General features: G+C 65.7%; 20 protein-coding genes. 10 read left to right on the forward strand and 10 right to left on the reverse strand.

Features of this window, described 5'->3' with window-relative positions:
- Window positions 1-9 precede the first annotated feature (9 nt).
- Window positions 10-879 carry a helix-turn-helix domain-containing protein gene (locus EJ073_RS13105; RefSeq protein WP_126056110.1) on the reverse strand — a complete coding sequence of 290 codons (870 nt, stop codon included), beginning with the start codon at window positions 877-879 and terminating at the stop codon, window positions 10-12.
- Window positions 880-973: 94 nt separating this feature from the next.
- Between EJ073_RS13105 and EJ073_RS13110 the strand changes: the two genes are divergently transcribed.
- Both EJ073_RS13110 and EJ073_RS13115 read left to right on the forward strand, forming a co-directional pair.
- Entirely contained in the window at window positions 974-2,518 is a 1,545-nt protein-coding gene (locus tag EJ073_RS13110) for a 4-hydroxyphenylacetate 3-hydroxylase N-terminal domain-containing protein (RefSeq protein WP_126059202.1), read from the forward strand.
- A gap of 11 nt (window positions 2,519-2,529) precedes the next feature.
- Window positions 2,530-3,039, forward strand: coding sequence for a flavin reductase (locus EJ073_RS13115; RefSeq protein WP_126056111.1), 510 nt, complete (start codon window positions 2,530-2,532; stop codon window positions 3,037-3,039).
- Between the two features lie 172 nt (window positions 3,040-3,211).
- Here EJ073_RS13115 and hpaR read toward each other — a convergent pair whose 3' ends face one another.
- Window positions 3,212-3,619, reverse strand: coding sequence for a homoprotocatechuate degradation operon regulator HpaR (gene hpaR / locus EJ073_RS13120; protein ID WP_245455560.1), 408 nt, complete (start codon window positions 3,617-3,619; stop codon window positions 3,212-3,214).
- A gap of 213 nt (window positions 3,620-3,832) precedes the next feature.
- Between hpaR and EJ073_RS13125 the strand changes: the two genes are divergently transcribed.
- The 5 genes from EJ073_RS13125 (at window position 3,833) to hpaH (ending at window position 8,674) form a co-directional block, all read left to right on the forward strand.
- Window positions 3,833-4,219, forward strand: a complete 387-nt coding sequence (locus EJ073_RS13125; protein ID WP_126056113.1) for a 5-carboxymethyl-2-hydroxymuconate Delta-isomerase — start codon at window positions 3,833-3,835, stop codon at window positions 4,217-4,219.
- 27 nt (window positions 4,220-4,246) lie between these two features.
- Entirely contained in the window at window positions 4,247-5,764 is a 1,518-nt protein-coding gene (gene hpaE, locus EJ073_RS13130) for a 5-carboxymethyl-2-hydroxymuconate semialdehyde dehydrogenase (RefSeq protein ID WP_126056114.1), read from the forward strand.
- Window positions 5,765-5,778: 14 nt separating this feature from the next.
- Window positions 5,779-6,759 carry a 3,4-dihydroxyphenylacetate 2,3-dioxygenase gene (gene hpaD / locus EJ073_RS13135; protein WP_126056115.1) on the forward strand — a complete coding sequence of 327 codons (981 nt, stop codon included), beginning with the start codon at window positions 5,779-5,781 and terminating at the stop codon, window positions 6,757-6,759.
- Between the two features lie 239 nt (window positions 6,760-6,998).
- Window positions 6,999-7,874, forward strand: coding sequence for a fumarylacetoacetate hydrolase family protein (locus EJ073_RS13140; protein ID WP_126056116.1), 876 nt, complete (start codon window positions 6,999-7,001; stop codon window positions 7,872-7,874).
- Window positions 7,871-8,674 carry a 2-oxo-hept-4-ene-1,7-dioate hydratase gene (gene hpaH, locus EJ073_RS13145; protein ID WP_189347379.1) on the forward strand — a complete coding sequence of 268 codons (804 nt, stop codon included), beginning with the start codon at window positions 7,871-7,873 and terminating at the stop codon, window positions 8,672-8,674. Before EJ073_RS13140 ends, hpaH begins: the two co-directional genes overlap by 4 nt.
- A gap of 212 nt (window positions 8,675-8,886) precedes the next feature.
- On the opposite strand, the gene EJ073_RS13150 is transcribed toward hpaH, so the two are convergent.
- The 5 genes from EJ073_RS13150 to EJ073_RS13170 all read right to left on the reverse strand — a co-directional run bounded on the left by EJ073_RS13150 (window position 8,887) and on the right by EJ073_RS13170 (window position 13,653).
- The gene (locus EJ073_RS13150) at window positions 8,887-9,903 is read right to left on the reverse strand and encodes an isopenicillin N synthase family oxygenase (RefSeq protein WP_126056117.1); all 1,017 of its coding nucleotides are present in this window, start codon (window positions 9,901-9,903) and stop codon (window positions 8,887-8,889) included.
- A 158-nt stretch (window positions 9,904-10,061) separates the two neighbouring features.
- Window positions 10,062-10,715, reverse strand: coding sequence for a methionine ABC transporter permease (locus tag EJ073_RS13155; protein WP_126056118.1), 654 nt, complete (start codon window positions 10,713-10,715; stop codon window positions 10,062-10,064).
- Window positions 10,696-11,787, reverse strand: a complete 1,092-nt coding sequence (locus EJ073_RS13160) for a methionine ABC transporter ATP-binding protein (protein ID WP_126056119.1) — start codon at window positions 11,785-11,787, stop codon at window positions 10,696-10,698. The genes EJ073_RS13155 and EJ073_RS13160 overlap by 20 nt, the downstream gene beginning before the upstream one ends.
- 83 nt (window positions 11,788-11,870) lie before the next feature.
- Complete coding sequence (locus EJ073_RS13165) at window positions 11,871-12,722, reverse strand: MetQ/NlpA family lipoprotein (RefSeq protein ID WP_126056120.1); 852 nt, start codon at window positions 12,720-12,722, stop codon at window positions 11,871-11,873.
- 241 nt (window positions 12,723-12,963) lie between these two features.
- Window positions 12,964-13,653 carry an SDR family NAD(P)-dependent oxidoreductase gene (locus tag EJ073_RS13170; protein WP_126056121.1) on the reverse strand — a complete coding sequence of 230 codons (690 nt, stop codon included), beginning with the start codon at window positions 13,651-13,653 and terminating at the stop codon, window positions 12,964-12,966.
- Window positions 13,654-13,877: 224 nt separating this feature from the next.
- Between EJ073_RS13170 and EJ073_RS13175 the strand changes: the two genes are divergently transcribed.
- On the forward strand, window positions 13,878-14,993 hold the full coding sequence (locus EJ073_RS13175; RefSeq protein ID WP_126056122.1) for an anhydro-N-acetylmuramic acid kinase: 1,116 nt from the start codon (window positions 13,878-13,880) through the stop codon (window positions 14,991-14,993).
- Between the two features lie 60 nt (window positions 14,994-15,053).
- On the opposite strand, the gene EJ073_RS13180 is transcribed toward EJ073_RS13175, so the two are convergent.
- Together EJ073_RS13180 and EJ073_RS13185 are read right to left on the reverse strand one after the other, a co-directional pair.
- Window positions 15,054-15,482, reverse strand: a complete 429-nt coding sequence (locus tag EJ073_RS13180; RefSeq protein ID WP_126056123.1) for a GNAT family N-acetyltransferase — start codon at window positions 15,480-15,482, stop codon at window positions 15,054-15,056.
- Between the two features lie 61 nt (window positions 15,483-15,543).
- Window positions 15,544-16,734 carry an MFS transporter gene (locus tag EJ073_RS13185; protein WP_126056124.1) on the reverse strand — a complete coding sequence of 397 codons (1,191 nt, stop codon included), beginning with the start codon at window positions 16,732-16,734 and terminating at the stop codon, window positions 15,544-15,546.
- Between the two features lie 48 nt (window positions 16,735-16,782).
- Between EJ073_RS13185 and EJ073_RS13190 the strand changes: the two genes are divergently transcribed.
- Both EJ073_RS13190 and EJ073_RS13195 read left to right on the forward strand, forming a co-directional pair.
- Window positions 16,783-17,322: an Lrp/AsnC family transcriptional regulator gene (locus EJ073_RS13190; protein ID WP_126056125.1), complete on the forward strand. Its 540-nt coding sequence runs from the start codon at window positions 16,783-16,785 to the stop codon at window positions 17,320-17,322.
- A gap of 253 nt (window positions 17,323-17,575) precedes the next feature.
- On the forward strand, window positions 17,576-18,598 hold the full coding sequence (locus EJ073_RS13195; RefSeq protein ID WP_126056126.1) for a LacI family DNA-binding transcriptional regulator: 1,023 nt from the start codon (window positions 17,576-17,578) through the stop codon (window positions 18,596-18,598).
- 27 nt (window positions 18,599-18,625) lie between these two features.
- Here EJ073_RS13195 and EJ073_RS13200 read toward each other — a convergent pair whose 3' ends face one another.
- Window positions 18,626-19,594, reverse strand: coding sequence for an alpha/beta hydrolase (locus EJ073_RS13200; RefSeq protein ID WP_126059204.1), 969 nt, complete (start codon window positions 19,592-19,594; stop codon window positions 18,626-18,628).
- Window positions 19,595-19,597: the final 3 nt, after the last annotated feature.

Consider the following 19,597-nt stretch of genomic DNA (forward strand, 5'->3'; position numbering starts at 1 on the left):
TACTACCTACTACTCACTACTCACTCTTTGTCTCCGCCACGTCGCCGGCGGCAAGCCAACCCCCTGCCGAAAGAAGCGCGAGAAATAGGCGGGGTCGTTGAAGCCGGTCTCGTAGGCGATGTCCTCGACCGTGCGTATGGTGAAGAGCAGTAGGCGCTTGGCTTCGATCAAGCGCCGGTCGCCGATAGCCTGCCGCACGCCTGCGCCCAGCACCTGGCGCGCGGCCTTGTCGAGCAGGTGGCGGGTGGTGCCGAGTTCCTCGACATAGCGCTCGACCGGCCAGTCGTCGCGAAAATGGCGGTCGATCAGGCGCCGCAGCCGGCCGCCGAGCGCCACCGCCGCCGGCACCGTCACCGCTTGCGATTGCGCATCGAGGCGGGCGATGCCGGACAGCGCCACCGCGATCAGCGGCGGCAGGATTCTTTCCACGCCGGGCAGCCTGTCGGCATATTCCGCCTGGATCATCCTGACCGTATTACCCAACCTCTCCCACAGCGCGCCCTCGCCGCGCCCCGTGACGAAAACCGGCTGGTCGAGCGGCAGCGCGGACTGCTCGGCGATGGATGCGAGCGCCGCATCGGCGACCGAGACGACGATGGCATCGGTGCCTGGTTCGATGTCGAAGCCATGGACCACGCCGCTCGGCATGAAGCTCACGGTGGGAGCGGAAAAACTCCAGGTCTTGTCCTCGATCCGATAGGTGCCGCTGCCACCCGTCCAGAAGGTGATCTGCGCCATTTGCGGATGTTTGTGCGCCAGAACCTGGCCGCGATGCACGGAAGCGCGCGCCTGCACCGTCTCGACATGCAGGAAACCGACGTCGAGCGCCCGTGCCGGCTCGCCGTAGACGAAGAATTCGGGAATGGCGGTCTGGCTCATGGCGGCCCGAAAAAGTCCAAGTGATTTATCGCTTTCGTCCATAAACCATCGCGCGGCTTGCGGCTACTCTCCACCAATCAAAGGGAGGATCATGATGCGATCGGAAGATTTCCAGGCCGACACGAAACGGCCGTTCACAGGCGCCGAATATCTCGCGAGCCTGCGCGACGGGCGCGAGGTGTATATCAATGGCGAGCGGGTCGCCGATGTCACCAGCCATCCGGCGATGCGCAATTCGGCGCGTTCGCTGGCCCGCCTCTATGACGCCTTGCACGACCCCAACCGGCAGGCGGCGCTGACCGCGCCGACCGATACCGGCTCGGGCGGCTATACGCATAAATATTTCCGCGTCGCCCATTCCGCCGCCGAGCTTGCCCAGCAGCAGACCGCGATCGCCGACTGGTCGCGCATGTCCTATGGCTGGATGGGGCGCACGCCCGATTACAAGGCGGCGCTGATGAACACGCTCGGCGCCAATGCCGAATGGTACGGCCCGTTCAAGGACAATGCGCTCGCCTGGCACAAACGCGCCCAGGAAGCGGTCCTGTTTATGAACCACGCCATCGTCAATCCGCCGATCGACCGCCACAAGCCGGCCGAGGCCGTGAAGGACGTGTTCGTGCACATCACCAAGGAGAACGATGCCGGCATCTGGGTGTCGGGCGCCAAGGTGGTGGCGACGTCGTCGGCGCTGACCCACTACAATTTCCTGGCGCAAAGCTCGGCGACGGTCACCGAGGACCCATCGCTGTCAGTGATGTTCATCGTGCCGATGAACGCGCCGGGGATAAAGATGTTCTGCCGCGTCTCCTATGAGCAGACGGCGAACACGACCGGCCAGCCTTTCGACTATCCCTTGTCGTCGCGCTTCGACGAGAACGACGCGATCCTGGTGCTGGACAACGTCTTCATCCCTTGGGAGGACGTGCTGGTGCTGCGCGACGCGCAGAAGATCCTGTCCTTCCATCCGGCGTCGGGCTTCATGCACGGCTACTGCTTCCAGGGCTGCACGCGCTTCGCCGTCAAGCTCGACTTCCTCTGCGGCCTGCTCGCCAAGGCGCTGCGCGCTACAGGCGGCGATGCCTTCCGCGGCAACCAGGCAGCACTCGGCGAGGTGATCGCGCTGCGCCACATGTTCTGGAGCTTTTCCAACGCCATGGCACACAACCCGATCCCGTGGGCCAGCGGCGCGGTGCTGCCCAATCTCGAGGCGGCCCTCTCCTACCGCACCTTCATGTCGGAGGCCTATCCGCGCGTCATCGACACGGTGCGCCGGGTGATCGCCTCGGGGCTGATCTACCTGCCGTCCTCGGCCAGGGATTTCGACAATCCGGAGATCGACCGCTACCTCGCGCAATATGTGCGCGGCTCCAACGACATGGGCCATGTCGAGCGCATCAAGATCATGAAGCTGTTGTGGGACGCGACCGGCACCGAATTCGGTGGCCGCCACGCGCTCTACGAGCTCAACTATGCCGGTGCGCCGGAAGAGGTGCGGCTGCAGGTGCTGAAGGGCGCCGAGCGCGGCGGCCGGCTGAAGCAGATGGAGGAGCTGGTCGACCAATGCATGGCCGACTATGACGAGAAGGGCTGGACCGGCGACACCTGGCTGCCGCCGCTTTCAGCTGCGGCGAGCTGAGGAGGCCGGCCATGGAGGCGCAGGTCTCGAGGCTGGAATTCCGTGACGCCATGGCGCGGGTCTGTGCGCCGGTCAACATCGTCACCACGGACGGCCCGGCCGGGCGCGGCGGCTTCACCGCCACCGCCATGTGCAGCGTTTCGGACGATCCGCCGACGCTGCTGGTTTGCATGAACGAGCGCTCGGCGCAGACCGGCCTGTTCCTCGCCAACCAGCGCTTCTGCGTCAACGTGCTGACCCAGTCGCACATGCATTTGGCGGGAAAGTTCGGCGGCGCGATCCGCGACATGGCCGAGCGCTACAATGCGGCGCGCTGGCAGACTATGCCGTCCGGCATGCCGGCGCTGCTCGACGCCATCGTCAGCTTCGACTGCGAGATCGGCGCGGTGAACAAGGTCGGCACGCACAATGTGATGTTCGGCCGCGTCGTCGACATCCGCCACGGCAGCGACAAGGCGGCGCTGCTCTATGTCGGCCGCAACTACATGCAGCCGAGCGCGGTCGGCAGTTTCGGGGGGTGAGGAGCGGCGCCCCCTCACCCGGATTGCCAACCGGAATTGCGAAGGGCAATTCGGGGCAATCCGACCTCTCCCCAAGGGGAGAGGAGATCGCCAGCGCCAGCGCTTGTCTCTTCTCCCCAGCGGGGAGAAGGTGGCCGCGAAGCGGCCGGATGAGGGGGCGCTCGCGCGAAACTCAGCCCTGTTCCGTCGACTCCGACTGGATGAGGCTTTCCAGCATATCCAGCAGCCGCTCATGCTCGGCGGCGCCGTAGCGCTTCTCGATCGCGTCGTAGATGGCGATGCGCTCGGGCGTCAGGTCCTCGATCAGCGCCAGACCAGCCGGGCTGATGGCGAGCAGCGCGCGGCGGCCGTCATCCTTGACCTTGTTGCGGGTGATGAACTCACGTTCCTCCATCGCCTTGATGATGCGGGTCAGGCTTGGCGGCAGGATGGAGGCGCGGTTGGCGAGTTCGGTGGCCTCCAGCGGCCCAGTCTCGGCAAGAACCCGCAGCACGCGCCATTGCTGCTCGGTGATGTCGTGGCGGGCAAGCATCGGCCGGAAATGCGCCATGATCACCTCGCGAGCGCGAAGCAGAGCCATCGGCAGGGAGCGACGAGTGCTCGGTGGTAGCAAAATCAGGTCTCCGAAAAATCCAATCCAGTACGAGTCGCGGTAAATATTAGCACCCCGATCGCAGCTATATCCGCGATTTTACCGGGAGCGGCAATCCCGCCGCCGGGACACAGAGAACGACGCTTGACATTCGATCGTCAAGATGTAATTCACATGTTAATTAAAAGGTGGAGGAAACCTTTGCCCCATATGGCGATCGAATATTCGGCGAATCTCGACGCGAAGGTCGACATGGGCGCGCTTTGCGAGCTGGTCTCGCGGACCATCCTCGAAACCGGCCTGTTCGAACAAGGTGCAGTCCGGGTGCGCGCCTTCCGCGCCGAGGTCTATGCGATTGCCGACCGCCTGCCCGAGAACGGGTTCATCGACATGAACTTCCGTATCGGCAAGGGCCGCAGCGCGGCGGAAAAGAAGAGCGCCGGCGAAGCGATCTTTGCCGCAGTGTCCGAGCATCTGGCGACGCTGTTCGCGACGCCGCATTTCGCGCTGTCGCTGGAGATCCGCGAGATCGACGCCGAACTCAGCTGGAAGAAAAACGCCATCCACCCGCGGCTGCGTGGCAAGTGACTGAGCGCTAGAGAACAGGAAAGACCCATGGCGGCACTGGACGACAATCTGCGCAAGGCCGAGGCTTATCTGGAACGCTTCAGGAAGCATGGCGTGCTCAACCAGATCGGCGGCGAGGCGGTGCCCTCCGCCGACGGCTCGACCTATGAGACGATCTCGCCGATCGACCTGAAGCCGATCGCCACGGTGGCGCGCGGCAAGCCCGCCGACATCGACCGAGCCGCCAGGGCGGCGAAGGCCGCCTTCAAGGAATGGGCGGCGATATCGGGCGATGCCCGCAAGAAGCTGCTGCACAAAATCGCCGACGCCATCGTCGCGCGCGCCGAGGAGATCGCCTTCGTCGAGTGCATGGACACCGGCCAGTCGCTGAAGTTCATGGCCAAGGCGGCATTGCGTGGCGCCGAGAACTTCCGCTTCTATGGCGACCGCGCGCCGGAAGCCCGCGACGGCCAGACGATCCGCGCGCCGAACCAGGTCAACATGACGACGCGGGCGCCGATCGGTCCCGTCGGCGTGATCACGCCGTGGAACACGCCGTTCATGCTGTCGACCTGGAAGATCGCGCCGGCGCTTGCCGCCGGCTGCACCATCGTCCACAAGCCGGCGGAACTGTCGCCGCTGACCGCGCGCCTGCTTGTCGAGATCGCCGAGGAGGCCGGCCTGCCCAAGGGCGTGTGGAACCTCGTCAACGGCTTCGGCGAAGACGCCGGCCGCGCACTGACCGAACACCCCGACATCAAGGCGATCGGCTTCGTCGGCGAGAGCCGCACCGGCTCGATGATCATGCGCCAAGGCGCTGAAACGCTGAAGCGCGTGCATTTCGAGCTTGGCGGCAAGAACCCGGTGATCGTCTTCGCCGACGCCGATCTCGAACGCGCCGCCGACGCCGCGATCTTTATGATCTATTCGCTCAACGGCGAGCGCTGCACCTCATCGTCGCGCCTGCTGGTCGAGGAAGGCATCTACGATAAGTTCACGGCGCTGGTCGCGGAGAAGGCCAAGCGCATCAGGGTCGGCCATCCGCTCGATCCCGAAACCGTGGTCGGTCCGCTGATCCATCCGGTGCATGAGGAAAAGGTCCTGTCCTATATCGATATCGGCAAGTCGGAAGGCGCGGTCGTCGCCGCCGGCGGCGGCAAGTTCGACGGCCCGGGCGGCGGCTGCTATGTCAGCCCGACGCTGTTTGTCGGCGCCACCAACAAGATGCGCATCGCCCAGGAAGAGATCTTCGGGCCGGTGCTGACCGCGATCTCGTTCAAGGACGAGGCCGAGGCGCTGGCTCTGGCCAACGACACCCAATACGGCCTGACCGGGTACCTCTGGACCTCCGACGTCACGCGCGCCTTCCGCTTCACCGACGCGCTCGAGGCCGGCATGATCTGGGTGAACTCCGAGAATGTGCGGCATTTGCCGACGCCGTTCGGCGGCGTGAAAAGTTCGGGGATCGGCCGCGACGGCGGCGACTGGTCATTCGATTTCTACATGGAAACCAAGAACATCGCGTTCGCCACGGCGCCGCATTCCATCCAGAAGCTCGGCGGCTGACCGGAGATCCAAAGATGCCCCTGCCCCAACCCAACCTCTACCCGGCTTTCAATATCATTCGGCTTTCGCATGTCGAGCTCGCCGTCACCGATCTGGCGAAGTCCCGCGCGTTCTATGTCGACACGCTCGGCCTGCAGGTGACCGACGAGACCAAGGACGCGATCTACCTGCGCGCGCTGGAAGAACGCGGCCATCACTGCATCGTGCTGCGCAAAGGCGCGGTCGCGGAAGCACGCGACCTCGGCTTCAAGGTCTTTTCCGATGAGGACCTCGACAAGGCCGGGCATTTCTTCGACGGCAAGGGCCTACCGGTGGAGTGGGTGGAGCGCCCTTACCAGTCGCGCACCTTCCGCACCCGCGATCCGCACGGCATCCCGCTCGAGTTCTATTCGAAGATGGAGCGGCTGCCGCCGATCCATCAGAAATACGCGCTCTACAAGGGCGTGAAGCCGCTGCGCATCGACCACTTCAACTGCTTCTCGCCGAATGTCGATCAATCGGTGGCCTTCTACAACGAGCTCGGCTTCCGCGTCACCGAATACACCGAGGATGAGGAAACCGGGAAACTGTGGGCCGCCTGGACGCACCGCAAGGGCGGCGTGCACGACATCGCCTTCACCAACGGCCTCGGCCCGCGCCTGCACCACGTCGCCTTCTGGGTGCCGACGCCGCTCAACATCATCGACCTGCTCGATTTGATGGCGACCACCGGCTATGTCGGGAACATCGAGCGCGGCCCCGGCCGGCACGGCATCTCCAACGCCTTCTTCCTCTACATCCGCGATCCCGACAACCACCGCATCGAGATCTATTGCTCGGACTACCAGACGGTCGATCCGGATCTGGAGCCGATCAAATGGGACCTCAAGGATCCGCAGCGCCAGACGCTATGGGGCGCGCCGGCGCCGAGGAGCTGGTTCGAGGAAGGCAGCGTGTTTGCCGGCGTGAAGCCGCGTCCGTCTGATCTGGCGGCGTCGCCGATCGTGGCGCCGTAGGGCCTAGTTCAATGGTCGCGTTCCTTCACGCCCCCCTCTGTCCTGCCGGACATCTCCCCCACTTGGGGGAGATTGGATGTCATCTCTGCCTTCGCCAATTTTCAACGTTGCAAGAAGAGTGCCGACCGCGCGGCCAGCCAATCTCCCCCTCGTGGGGGAGATGTCCGGCAGGACAGAGGGGGGCGCCGTAGAGCTCGACGCTTCCGGTTGGCCAGCAGCGATGACCGTGGAGTTTCAGCATGAGCGCGGCGCGCCTCGCCACTTTCACCGTCGGCGGCAGGACGCGCTATGGCGCGATCACCGGCAAGGGCGTCGTCGACCTTTCGGCGCGGCACGGCCAATGGCCGACGCTGCGCGAAGTGATCGAGGCCGGCGCCTTGCTGCGGCTGGCCGAGGAGGCAGACACCTTCGCGCCCGACTTCAACGTCGAGGACATCGCCTATGAAATCCCGATCCCCTCCCCGGAAAAGATCATCTGCGTCGGCGTCAACTATCCGGACCGCAACGAGGAGTACAAGGACGGGCAGGCGGCGCCCTCGAATCCGTCATTGTTCATCCGCTTCCCGCGTTCCTTCGTCGGCCACGGCGCGTCGCTGGTGCGGCCGCCGGAATCGCCGCAACTCGACTATGAGGGCGAGATCGTCATCGTCATCGGCAAAGGCGGCCGCCGCATCGCCGAGGCCGACGCGCTCGGCCACATCGCGGCGCTGTCGCTGTGCAACGAAGGCACGCTCCGCGACTGGGTGCGCCACGCCAAGTTCAACGTCACGCAAGGCAAGAATTTCGACCGTTCCGGTTCGATCGGCCCGTGGCTGGTGCCGTTCACCGACGAGGCACAGATCGCCGACATCTCGCTCACCACCCGCGTCAATGGCGAGGTCCGCCAGCAGGACCGCACCGGCCGCATGATCTTTTCCTTCCGCAAGATCATCGCCTACATCTCCACCTTCACCACGCTGGTGCCCGGCGACATCATCGTCACCGGCACGCCGACCGGCGCCGGCGCCCGCTTCGAGCCGCCGATCTGGCTGAAGCCGGGCGACGTGATCGAGGTCGAGGCGGAAGGTATCGGCCTGCTCAGCAACGGCGTGGTCGACGAGGGAGCTGGCCGATGATGACCGAAGCGCAGGTCGAGGATGCCGCGGCGAGGCTGTACGAGGCCGAGCGCGAGCGCCGGCAGATCCGGCTGCTCAGCCTCGACTTTCCGCAGGCGACGATGGACGACGCCTACCGGGTGCAGGCGGCGCTGGTGAAGCGGAAGGTCGCGTCGGGGCTGGCGATCAAGGGCTGGAAGATCGGCCTGACCTCCAAGGCGATGCAATCGGCGCTCAGCATCGACATCCCGGATTCCGGCATTCTGTTCGACGACATGTTTTTCGAGGAAGGCGGCACGGTTCCGGCCGGCCGCTTCATCCAGCCGCGCATCGAGGCGGAGATCGCTTTCGTCATGAAGGCGCCACTCGCCGGCGCCGACATTTCGATCGACAACGTCTTCGACGCCACCGACTACATCACGCCCGCGCTCGAGATCCTCGACACCCGCATCGAGCGGATGAACAAGGAAAGCGGCAAGATACGCACCTTCTTCGACACGATCTCCGACAATGCCGCCAATGCCGGCATCGTCGTCGGCGACCGCTCGGCCGGGCCGCGCGAGGCGGACCTGCGCTGGATCGGCGCCATCGTGTCGCGCAATGGCGAGGTCGAGGAGACCGGGCTTGGCGCCGGCGTGCTCGACCATCCGGCGAAAGGAATCGCCTGGCTGGCCAACCGTCTGCATCAGTACGGCATGCGCATCTCCGCCGGAGAAGTGGTGCTGTCTGGCTCCTTCATCCGGCCGGTGGAATGCCGGCACGGCGACCAGATAGCCGCCGATTTCGGCCCGTACGGAACCATCCGCCTCGCCTTCGCCTGACAGAACCCATCAGCAAAGAAAAAGGCCGGGCGCGAATGCGGCCCGGCCAAAAATGAAGGTCAAACCTTCAGAGGGGAACACCGTCCGGCGCAATGGGAGGAGAACGCCGAACGATGTGCCGTATGTGGGCTTTGTTGGGCATGTTTGCGACGAACAGAATTCCAAATATGAGCCGAAGCGCGAAAAAATATCGCGCAAGCAGGACCGCGGCCTCAGCCAGCCGCTGCCGTCTCCAGGAGATCGGCATAGTGCCGGCGCGCCACATCCGGGTGGGAACGCAGGCGGCTCTTCAGCACATTGGTTCCGACGTCGCGGAACAGCGGATTGTCGGGATCGCTTGCGGGACCGCGCGCCTCCGCCGCCAGGTCCTCGGGCAGGTCGAGCAGCGGGATCGTCGCGTCAAGCCGGGCGCTGAAGAAGAACGGCACGGAAATGCGCTCGACACCGGACGGCGGCGTAACCACGCGATGGACCGTTGCACGCAGATAGCCGTTCGAGGCCAGTTCGAGCAATTCGCCGATGTTGACCACCAGCGTCTGCGGGATCGGGTCGACATTCACCCAATTGCCACTGTACTCGACTTGCAGCCCCTTGTTCACGTCCTGCAGCAGCAGGGTCAGGAAGCCGCCATCCTTGTGGGCGCCGACGCCCTGGTCGTCGCCGGTGGCGTCGCGGCCGGGGTAGCGCACGATCTTCATGCGATGGTTGGGTTCGTCGCGATAGATCGCATCGAAGGCGTCTTCCGGCTGGTCGAGCGAGAGCGCGAACGCCTTGAGAAGGCGGATCGCCACCTCGGTCGCCTTGCTCTGCCAGGCAAGCAGCGCCGGTTTCAGCTCCGGCAGGGCGTGCGGCCACTGGTTCGGCCCCTGCAGCCGCGTCCAGGCCGGAACGCCTGGCCCCTGCGCGATCGTCGGCCGCTCGACTCCGATGTCGAGCTGCTCGCGCCAGTCGGCCTTGCCCTTGGTCAGCTCGCCGCCGGCGCGCGTATAGCCGCGGAACTGCGAGGATTTGACCATTTCGATCGCCAGCTTGTCGGCCTCCGGCAAGGCGAAGAACCGCCGCGAGGCATCGAGCACGTCGGAGATTTCAGAAGCCGATATGCCGTGGCCGGAGAGATAGAAGAAGCCGACGTCGCGGGCGGCAGTGCGCAGGTCGAACAGAAACGTCCGCAGTTCCGATGCGCCCTGGTCGAGGCGGTCGAGATCGAGCACGGGGATAATTCGGGCCATGGTCAGGCTCCTTTCGCGGCACTATGCGACCCCGCCCCCACGATGCCATGCGCGCGGCCCTGGCCCAAGCAACGCACGATCCAATCTCGGCGTGAATGACGCAAAGCCGGCGCTGCATTCCGCTGTCGGCGGGCAAAGAACTTCCGGCCCTCCCATCATCAGCGTCGATCCAGCCTGGCGACCAGCCGGTCGCCCACCCACTGGATGCCGCAGACAAGGACGATCAGGACGATGACCACGGCGACCATGACGCTGGTCTCGAAGCGCTGGTAGCCGTAGCGGATGGCGAGATCGCCAAGCCCGCCGGCGCCGATGGCGCCGGCCATGGCCGAGGCGCCGACCAGCGTCACCAGGGTCACCGTGAAGCCGGCGACGATGCTCGGCAGCGCCTCCGGCACCAGCACCTCGCGGATGATCGTCCAGCGGTTGCCGCCCATGGCGCGCGCAGCCTCGATCAGTCCGTGGTCCACCTCGCGCAGCGACACTTCGGCGATGCGCGCGTAGTAGGGCGTGGCGGCGATAGACAGCGGCACGATAGCCGCCCAGGTGCCGATCGAGGTGCCGACGATCAGCCGCGTGACCGGGATCAAGGCGACGAGCAGGATGATGAAGGGAACGGAGCGGAAGCCGTTGATGACCGCAGCGAGGGCGCGGTTTACCCACAGGCTTTCGGCGATGCCGCCGCGATCGGTGGCGACCAGCGCCAGGCCGAGCGGCAGGCCGAAGACCAGCGAGATGAGGCCGGAGGCTCCGGTCATCAGCACCGTTTCCCAGGTCGAACGGAGGAGAAGCTCAAACAGAACCGGCGACATGGCCAAGCACCTCCACCCGCGCCTGGCGGGCCTCCAGGAACGCGATCAGTTTCGGTAGTCGATCGGCATCGTTGCCGGGCACCGCGAGGAACAAAGTGCCGACAGGCTGCTGCTGGACATGATCGATACCGCCATGGACGAGGCGAAACGGTCCCGGCACAGCGGTTGCAAGGTCCGACAGGAGCGGACCGCGCGCGGCCTCGCCGGCGACATCGATCCTCAGGATCGTCTCCACGCCAATGCCCGCAGCCATCCGGCTGGCGATCTCATCAGGCAGTTGCGGCCGGATGCCGCCGAGCAGGCTCCTGGTGATCTCGGACCTCGGACCGGCGAAGACCGACCAGACAGGGCCTTCCTCGACGATCCGCCCGGCATCGATCACCGCGACGCGGTCGGCGATCGAGCGGATCACCTCCATCTCGTGGGTGATGAGCAGGATGGTGAGGCCGAGCCGCCGGTTGATGTCCTTGAGCAAAGCGAGGATCGATCGCGTCGTCTCCGGATCGAGCGCCGAGGTCGCCTCGTCGGACAACAACAGCGCGGGGCGCGCGGCAAGCGCCCTGGCAAGGCCGACACGCTGCTTCTGGCCGCCCGACAGCGCGGCCGGATAGGCTTTTGCTTTCTCCGACAGGCCGACGAGTTCCAGCAGTTCAGTCGCGCGCGCCAGACGCTCGGCCCGGGGCCGGCCCTCGATCTTGAGCGGCAGCGCGACATTGTCCTCGACGGTCTTGGCCGAAAGCAGGTTGAAATGCTGGAAGATCATGCCGATGCGGCGGCGCAGCGGCTGCAGTGCGCGCTCGCCGAGCCGGCCGATCTCGCGGCCCTCGATGAACACCGCGCCGGTATCCGGGCGCTCCAGCCCGTTCAGGCAGCGGATCAGCGTCGACTTGCCGGCGCCGCTGCGGCCGATGATGCCCAATATCTCGCCCTTGCGCACCGTCAGCGAGACGCCGTCGAGCGCCGGCGTCACACCGAAGCGGCGTTTCAGGTCGACGAGGCGGACGACATCTTCCCGATCCGCCGGAGGGCCGTGCGCCGGATCGGCCAGTTCGGCCGTGACATGCTGGTTCATCTTTCTTTCCGTTTCAGCGATCCGCAAACGCGATAGCGGCCCGCCGAACAGCGGGCCGCCTGCTGCTGCAAGCCAGGCGCCGATCAATAGGCGCTGATGCCGGTGCCCCTGTAGACCTTGTCGAATTCGGCCTTCACTGTTTCGTTCTGGTAGGAGGCGACCAGCGTCTTCACCCAGGGTTCGTTCTCGCTGCCGGCCTTGACGGCGATGAAGTTGCGGTAGGGATTGTCGGCCACCGGCTCCTGGGCAATGCGGTTGTCGGGACCCAGGCCGCTCTTCAGCGCCCAGTCGGTGTTGACGACGGCCGCGTCGAGATCCTCGACCGAGCGGCCGACGATGCCGGCATCGAGTTCCTTGATGGCGACCTTCTTCGGGTTCTCGGCAATGTCGGCGGTCGTCGCCAGGATGCCGGTGCCGTCCTTCAGCTTGATCACGCCCTCGTTCTGCAGCACATGCAGGGCGCGGCCCTCGTTGGACGGATCGTTGGGCAGGCCGATGACGGCGCCTTCCGGCAGGTCGGCGACCTTGGTGTATTTCTTCGAATAGAGGCCGATCGGCCAGACGCCGGTATAGCCGACGGGGACGATGTGATAGCCTTGCGTCTTGATCTGGTTGTCGAGATAGGGCTTGTGCTGGAAAGCGTTGGCGTCGATCTCGCCGCGTTCCAGCGCCTCGTTGGGCTGCGTGTAGTCGTTGAAGACGACCGTTTCGATGGTCAGGCCTTTCTCGGCCGCCTGGGCGACGACGACGCGCCAGACATCTTCATCCTCGCCGCTGATGATGCCGACCTTGATCGCCTTCTTGTCCTCGGCGAAAGAAGGCGTCGGCGCGGCCAGGCCGACAACGGCAAGCGCCGAGGCAAGAAGCGCCGCAAGTCCAGCGCGCCTGGTGATTGACGTAGCGAGAGTTTTTGAAGCGTTGCCGCGTTCGGACATGGTTCTTTCCTTGCGATCCCGAAATCGTATCGGCTTGGCGGAATGCGAAGCCTTGATGACAGCATCGGCAATGCTGGGCGTCCGATCAAAGAACTGCTTTTCTTCTCAGGAACCGAGCAGGAAATATTCTCTCAAAGATATTGCGACAGTGAGCACGCCTGATGGTGGGCACCGCGATACGGGTTATGCGACTGGCGACTCCCAGAATCGACGGTGCCGCCTTGGCCAACGTGTCGAGTGGTCAGAACGTCTCGACCCAGGGCCGCAAGTCGACCTCGAAGCTCCAGGCGCTGCGGTGCTGGCGGTGGACCGCGAGATAGGTCTCGGCGATCGCGTCCGGCGACAGGCGGCGATCCGGTCGGTCCGGCTCGGCCGCCTGTCCCGGCGGCTCGATCTGGCCGTCGATGATGAAATGCGCAACGTGGATGTTCTTTGGGCTGAGCTCGCGCGCCATCGACTGCGCCAGTCCGCGCAGGCCGAATTTCGGCATGGCGAAGCCGGCCGATCCCGAAAAACCTTTCAGGCTTGCCGTGGCGCCGGTGAACAGGATCGAGCCGGAACCGCGCGCCAGCAGCCGCAGCGCCGCCTGCTGGCCAACAAGGAAGCCGCCATAGGCGCCAACCAGCAGCGCCTGTTTCACGGCGTCCGGGTCGAGCTCGGCGATCGGTCCGCGCGTGCGCCCGCTGGCGTTGAAAACCGCGACATCGAGCGAGCCGACCTTGTCGGCGGCCTCGAACAGTCGGGCAACGGAGGCGGCATCCGATACATCCGTTTCCACCGCCTGTGCGCCGGTCTCGCCGGCAAGTGCCGCAAGCTTGTCGACATTGCGAGCGGCAAGGACGACGCGGAAACCTTCCTTGCTGAGAAGCCGCGCCAACGATGCGCTGAGGCCAGCACCAGCGCCTGCGATCACTGCGACATTGGCTGCCATGATTTCCTCCTGCGAATGCGGCACGGCTGGCGTGGCCGACGCCTCTTCATCGGACAGCGTCGCGCCTTCGGCGGCAAGAGGCAAGAACGGTGTTGCTCGATTTTGGCCGCCCGGCGCAAAAGGGGGCCGGTCCCGACGGCAGGTTCCATCGCGACACCGCGAAACGCTTGCCTGCAGGACCGATCCGTCCGACAGGTGGTTCAACGGCGATTCGAGGAGCGACCATGCAACCAATCTGGGCCGTCGGCCTGATGACAGGCACCGTACTCGACGGCAATATCGACGTGGCGCTGATCAAGACCGACGGCGAGCGCATCGCCGATTTCGGCACCTACACGCTGGCGCCCTACGCGCAATCGATCCGCAGCCTTTTGGAGGAGACGCTGCGGCGGGCGCGCCTCTGGAACTTCGAGGGACCGGAGCCGGAGATCTTCCGCGAGGCCGAGGAGGCGCTGACGCGCGCGCAGTCGGCGGCGGTCAAGGATCTCGTGGAAGGCCAGGGCATGACGATGGCCGATATCGGCGTCGTCGGCTTCCACGGCCAGACCGTTCTGCACCGCGCCCCGCAGCCGGGGCGGATCGGCCGCACCCGTCAGCTCGGCGACGGCGAATTGATGGCCGCCATTCTCGGCACCAAGGTCGCCTATGATTTCCGCTCGGCCGACGTCGCCGCCGGGGGACAGGGCGCGCCGCTCGCCGCCACCTATCACGCGGCGCTGCTCAAGGAGGCGGACGCCAGCGGCGACACCGCCGTGCTCAATCTCGGCGGCGTCGGCAACGTCACCTGGTGGGACGGCAAGGACAACATCGTTGCCTTCGACACCGGTCCGGCCAATGCGCCCGTCAACGATTTCATCAAGGCGAAGGGCCTCGGCGAGATGGACCGCGACGGCAGGCTGGCGGCGGCCGGCACGGTCGACGAGGAACGGCTCGCGCTGCTGCTTCAACATCCGTATCTCACCAAACCCTATCCGAAATCGCTCGACCGTTTCGACTTCACCGCGGCGATGGCGGACGGGCTCGGCACCGAGGACGGCGCGGCCACGCTGACCGCTTTCACCACCGCCGCCGTCGGCAAGGCGCTCGATCTCCTGCCGCGCCGACCGAAGCGGCTCGCGGTCAGCGGCGGCGGCCGCCGCAATCCGACCATGATGGCGATGCTTGACAGCCGCGCCGGCGTCGAAGTCGTGCAGGCGGAGACCCTCGGCTGGAAGGGCGACGCGGTCGAGGCCGAGTGCTTCGCCTTCCTGGCGGTGCGCGTGCTGCGCGGCCTGCCGATCAGCTTTCCGAGCACGACAGGCGTGCCGCAGCCGATGCGCGGCGGGAGGCTGGCCGGGTAGGTTCCCGTTCGACGCAATTGCGGACGGAAACCGCTTCACACTTTCCTGGAATTGCTCTGATCAGAGGGCGAGCAGGCTCTTCTGCAGGAAGATGCGGCTGCGGCCGATGGGGAAATCGGGCAGCGTGCCGAACGGCTGGTAACCCTGGCGCTCATAGGCCTTGACCGCTTTAGGATTGAAAGTGTCGATCCAGGCGCCGTGGCAGCCGCGCGCCACCGCCTCCTGTTCGGCCGCCTGCAGCATCTGGCCCGCCATGTGCTGGCCGCGTAGGCTCTGGTCGACCCACAGCCATTGCACGAACAGCCAGCCCCAGGCGGTGTAGCCGGAGATGCCGGCGACCACCTTGCCAGTCTCGTCGCGAACGAAGACTGCGAGCGACTTTCGGCCTGAGGCGCCTACATCGGCGTCGTTGAAGGCCGTGAGCTGCTCGCCGAGGAAGGCGAGTTCCTGCGCCGAAGGATCGGCGGTTGTCTCAAGCGTCGTCTTCATCGCTTCGTCCAGTTCGGTTCCATTTGCCAGCCTTAGCGAAGGACCGAACAGGGACGCAAGCTTACTGCTGGGCAGTGCCTGCCGAGCGCCATGCCGCCGCCGAAGCGGCGACCAGCATCAGCAGGGCCGCGATCACGGCGCAATTGGCGAAGCCGAGGCTCGTATAGAGCGGCCCGAAGCCGGCGGTGCCGATGGAGACGGCGAGATAGGTGACGGAGCTGTTCAGGCCCATGATGGTGCCGCGCTGCGTGGGGTCGAGCGCGGTCAGGCGCATCACCAGGACGTTCAGCCCGAAATGGTTGGCAAGGCCCCAGAGGGCGATCGTCGCCATGAGCAGGCCGAAGCTGCCGCTGGCGGTGGCCATGGCGACATAGACGGCCGCCACCAGCAGATAGGCGAACGGCATGACGCGCCGGGCGCCGAGGCGATCGATGACGCCGTCGAGCAGTGCCGCCGCGCCAAACCCGAAACCATAGGCGAGTGCGGCCAGGCCATTGGCGCTGACCGGCTCGCCGAGGCCCTGGTGAAGGTGATCGCCGAGATAGCCGTAGACGCCGTAGAAGGCGGTCATGAAGGCGCCGCAGGCGATCAGCAGCGGCAGGATGCCGGGAACGGCGAGCGCCCCGAGCGGTGAAGGCGCCGGACCGCTTTTCTTGCTGTCGCGCAGCGAACTCATTGTCAGGCCGACGACGGCGATCGCGGCCAGGAGCGCGACGGCGGCGAAGACGGCGCGCCAGTGCACGAGATCGGCAAGCACGGCCGACAGCGAGACGCCGGCCACCATGGAGAGCGTCCAGCCGGTCAGCACGACGCCGATGGTGCCGCTTTCGCGGCCGGGCGGCGCGATCGCCGCCGAACTCGCGTAGATCGCCGGCATGGCGACGCCGGCGGCGATGCCGGCGACAAGCTGGGCCGCGACCAGCGCCGTCACCGTCGGTGCCAGCGCGCTGGCGACCAGGGCCAGCGCCAGCAGCAGCAATGCGCCCTGCAGCATGCGGCGCGCGCCCACCCGGTCGATATAGCGGGCAAGGAAGAGCGCGCTGGCCGAGGTGCCGAGGCCAAACGCGGCGGCCGCGCTCATCACCGCCGGCACGCTCGTCCCGAACGAGGTCGCCACGGCGGGCGCGATCGGGCCGAGAACCAGCGAGTTGGAACCGATGACGGCGATGCAGCCGGTCAGGAGATAGGCGAGCGCCGGGATTGGCGGCCGGGGCGCCGCCACCAGAATTGCTGATTGATCACTGTTCGACATATGCTCATAATGGCCGTATTTAATTCGGCATCAATGAGGAATTCCGATATGGATGAAGAAACAGATGGCATTCAGCGGAACAGGCAGCCTGCCCGCGATATCGACCCGATCGACCGAAAGATATTAGGCATCCTGGTCGACGACGCGACCATCAGCTACGCCGAGCTCGGCGATCGCGTCGGCCTGTCGCCGCCGGCGGCGCATGAGCGGGTGAAGCGCCTCAAGCGCAGCGGCGCCATCCGCGCCACGGCGGCCATCATCGACCCCAGAGCGGTGAAGAAGCCGCTGCTCGCCTTCGTGCATATCGACACCAGGGGCTGGGGCAAGACGCCTGAGCTGATGGCGGTGTCCGAATTCCCCGAAGTCGAGGAGATCCATACGGTGGCCGGCGACACCTGCATGCTGCTCAAGGTCCGCACCGAGGACACGCGCGCGCTCGAGGGATTGCTGTCACGGCTTTACGAAACGCCGGGCGTCACCTCGACGCGCAGCTATGTGGTGCTGTCGACCTATCTCGAGCGGCCGGTGCAGCCCGGCATCACCCAAGAATGGCCGGCGCCCCGGCATATGGCGACGCCGGTCTACTAGAGCATGATGCCGAAAAGTGTGAAGCGGTTTTCGGACGACATCATACTCTATTTCTTCTAGGCGTTACCCTCACTGCAAGCTGCACACGTTTCTGCACAAAATTTACGCATGCAATAATTTCTCATAACGCGTTGAAACTTGAAAACTTGTCTGTAAAGTTTCACCTTGCAGGTGCGCGCCGGCGCGCTCTAACTAGGTGCCGGGGCAGTCGCATGGGGCCAAAGGTTTGGATATCCATGCCGCGAGGGTTGGAATGGCGATGACACACAAGACCATGGAGGATTTCGCACGTTCCTGCGGCGTCTCCAGACCGACGCTGTCGAAATATTTCGACGATCCGACCAGCGTCAAGCCGGCGACCAGAAAGCGCATCGAGGAGGCGCTGCGCTCCTCCGACTATCAGCCCAATCTGTTCGCCCGCAACCTCAACCGCAAGCGCACCCGCAGCATCGGCATCGTCGTGCCGACGGTGACCGACCCGTTCTATTCGGAGATGGTCAGCCGCATCGAGCTTCGGCTGCGCGACGAAGGCTACTGGCCGATCGTCATTTCCTCGCACGGCTCGACCGAGCTCGAGGTCGAGGCGACGCGGACCATCCTGTCCTTGAAGGTCTCCGGCGCGCTCGTCGCGCCGCTCGGGCGGCGCTCCGATCACCGCACGCTGGAGAAGCTGACGCAGGCCATCCCGATCGTTTATTTCGACACTTATCTCGAAGGCGGCACGCCCTTCGTCGGCAACAACAACACGCAGAGCGTCGCGACGATCGTCGAGTATCTCTGCCGCTCCGGCGATGCGCCGGTCTATTTCGACATCCCGCATGTCAACCACAACTCGCCCGAACGGCTGGCCAGCTATGTCGCCTCGATGAAGCGGCTCGGCCATGAGCCACTCGTCATCGGCAACACCAAGGACTACACGTGGGATTTCGAGCGGATCGGCTACGAACAGACCGAAAGGATGCTCGGCAATGGCGGCCTGCCGGGCAAGACCATCCTGTGCAACAACGACCGTCTTGCCTTCGGTGTGATGGCGGCCGCCTTCTCCCGGGGGATCAAGGTCGGTCGCAAGGCGGACTGCGACCTGCGTGTCGCGGCGCATGACGACCATCCGCTCAGCCGCTACGCCTGCCCCGGCCTCACCACCATGGCGCAGGACTTCGCTTCGATGGCCGGGCGCAGTGTCGAAACGCTGCTGGGACTGCTCAACGAGGACGGGACGGCGGTGGCGCCCAAGGTCAATCTCGACGCGACGCTGGTGATGCGCCAGTCAGCCTGACCTGAACCTCGACAGACCCGACCCAACTCAACCGGGATCGAAGCTCCGCCAGGCGGCGACCGCCGCCTCGACAGCCTGCCGCGATGCCGGGCCGTGGCGGCCCATCGAGACGAAGCCGTGGATCTGGCCCGGCCAGCGCTTGAGCACCACCGGCACGCCGCCGTCCTGGAGGCGCCTGGCATAGGCCTCGCCCTCATCGGCGAGGATGTCGTGGCCGGCGATGGCGACGAAGGCCGGGGCGGCACCGGCAAGGCCTTTGGTCTTCAGCGGCGAGACGCGCCAGTCGTCGATGTCGCCGGCGTCGCGAACATATTGGTCGCGGAACCATGCCATGGTCGAGGCGGTCAGGCCGAAACCCTCGGCGAAGCGTCGGTAACTGTCCGCCGTCTGCGCGGCATCGGTGTTTGGGTAGAGCAGAAGCTGTGCGGTCACCGGGATCCGGTCGTCCCGCGCGAGCAGGCTGAGCACGGCGGCGAGATTGCCGCCGGCGCTGTCGCCGGCAACGGCGATGCGCCGCGCATCGATGCCGAGAGCGCCGGCCTCATCCCGCATGAAGGAGAGCACGGCGCGGCAGTCCTCGACCGCCGCCGGAAACTTGTGCTCCGGCGCCAGCCTGTAGGCGGGCGAAACGACGACGCATGCCGCGATGTTGGCGAACCAGCGGCAGATCTCGTCATGCGAGTCGAGATTGCCGATCATCCAGCCGCCGCCGTGCAGATAGAGCAGCGCGGGAGCAGCCCGGGACGGAGCCCCCTGCCCGCGATAGATCCGCAGCGTCAGCGATCCGCCGGGCCCGGCGATGATGCGCTCGCCGACCAGGCCGACCGGCTCGCGCTCGCCCTGCAGGTCCGGAGAGCCCTGGTCATAGGCGCGGCGCGCCTCCTCGGGCGTGCCGGTCTCGAAAGGCGGGGCAGCGGCCTGCCGGCCGAGATCGAGCACGTGGCGGGCTTGCGGATCGAGCCCGGACAATTCTGCCGCGAGAGGCGACGTCGTCATGGG

Source organism: Mesorhizobium sp. M4B.F.Ca.ET.058.02.1.1 (genome assembly GCF_003952505.1).
GTDB lineage: Bacteria > Pseudomonadota > Alphaproteobacteria > Rhizobiales > Rhizobiaceae > Mesorhizobium.

What these genes read in the sequence shown, in the direction of transcription:
- EJ073_RS13105 (WP_126056110.1), bottom strand. Translation starts at nt 879, where the DNA reads ATGAGCCAGACCGCCATTCCCGAATTCTTCGTCTACGGCGAGCCGGCA.
- EJ073_RS13110 (WP_126059202.1), top strand. Translation starts at nt 974, where the DNA reads ATGCGATCGGAAGATTTCCAGGCCGACACGAAACGGCCGTTCACAGGC.
- EJ073_RS13115 (WP_126056111.1), top strand. Translation starts at nt 2,530, where the DNA reads ATGGAGGCGCAGGTCTCGAGGCTGGAATTCCGTGACGCCATGGCGCGG.
- hpaR (WP_245455560.1), bottom strand. Translation starts at nt 3,619, where the DNA reads ATGGCTCTGCTTCGCGCTCGCGAGGTGATCATGGCGCATTTCCGGCCG.
- hpaE (WP_126056114.1), top strand. Translation starts at nt 4,247, where the DNA reads ATGGCGGCACTGGACGACAATCTGCGCAAGGCCGAGGCTTATCTGGAA.
- hpaD (WP_126056115.1), top strand. Translation starts at nt 5,779, where the DNA reads ATGCCCCTGCCCCAACCCAACCTCTACCCGGCTTTCAATATCATTCGG.
- EJ073_RS13140 (WP_126056116.1), top strand. Translation starts at nt 6,999, where the DNA reads ATGAGCGCGGCGCGCCTCGCCACTTTCACCGTCGGCGGCAGGACGCGC.
- hpaH (WP_189347379.1), top strand. Translation starts at nt 7,871, where the DNA reads ATGATGACCGAAGCGCAGGTCGAGGATGCCGCGGCGAGGCTGTACGAG.
- EJ073_RS13150 (WP_126056117.1), bottom strand. Translation starts at nt 9,903, where the DNA reads ATGGCCCGAATTATCCCCGTGCTCGATCTCGACCGCCTCGACCAGGGC.
- EJ073_RS13155 (WP_126056118.1), bottom strand. Translation starts at nt 10,715, where the DNA reads ATGTCGCCGGTTCTGTTTGAGCTTCTCCTCCGTTCGACCTGGGAAACG.
- EJ073_RS13160 (WP_126056119.1), bottom strand. Translation starts at nt 11,787, where the DNA reads ATGAACCAGCATGTCACGGCCGAACTGGCCGATCCGGCGCACGGCCCT.
- EJ073_RS13165 (WP_126056120.1), bottom strand. Translation starts at nt 12,722, where the DNA reads ATGTCCGAACGCGGCAACGCTTCAAAAACTCTCGCTACGTCAATCACC.
- EJ073_RS13170 (WP_126056121.1), bottom strand. Translation starts at nt 13,653, where the DNA reads ATGGCAGCCAATGTCGCAGTGATCGCAGGCGCTGGTGCTGGCCTCAGC.
- EJ073_RS13175 (WP_126056122.1), top strand. Translation starts at nt 13,878, where the DNA reads ATGCAACCAATCTGGGCCGTCGGCCTGATGACAGGCACCGTACTCGAC.
- EJ073_RS13180 (WP_126056123.1), bottom strand. Translation starts at nt 15,482, where the DNA reads ATGAAGACGACGCTTGAGACAACCGCCGATCCTTCGGCGCAGGAACTC.
- EJ073_RS13185 (WP_126056124.1), bottom strand. Translation starts at nt 16,734, where the DNA reads ATGTCGAACAGTGATCAATCAGCAATTCTGGTGGCGGCGCCCCGGCCG.
- EJ073_RS13190 (WP_126056125.1), top strand. Translation starts at nt 16,783, where the DNA reads ATGGATGAAGAAACAGATGGCATTCAGCGGAACAGGCAGCCTGCCCGC.
- EJ073_RS13195 (WP_126056126.1), top strand. Translation starts at nt 17,576, where the DNA reads ATGGCGATGACACACAAGACCATGGAGGATTTCGCACGTTCCTGCGGC.
- EJ073_RS13200 (WP_126059204.1), bottom strand. Translation starts at nt 19,594, where the DNA reads ATGACGACGTCGCCTCTCGCGGCAGAATTGTCCGGGCTCGATCCGCAA.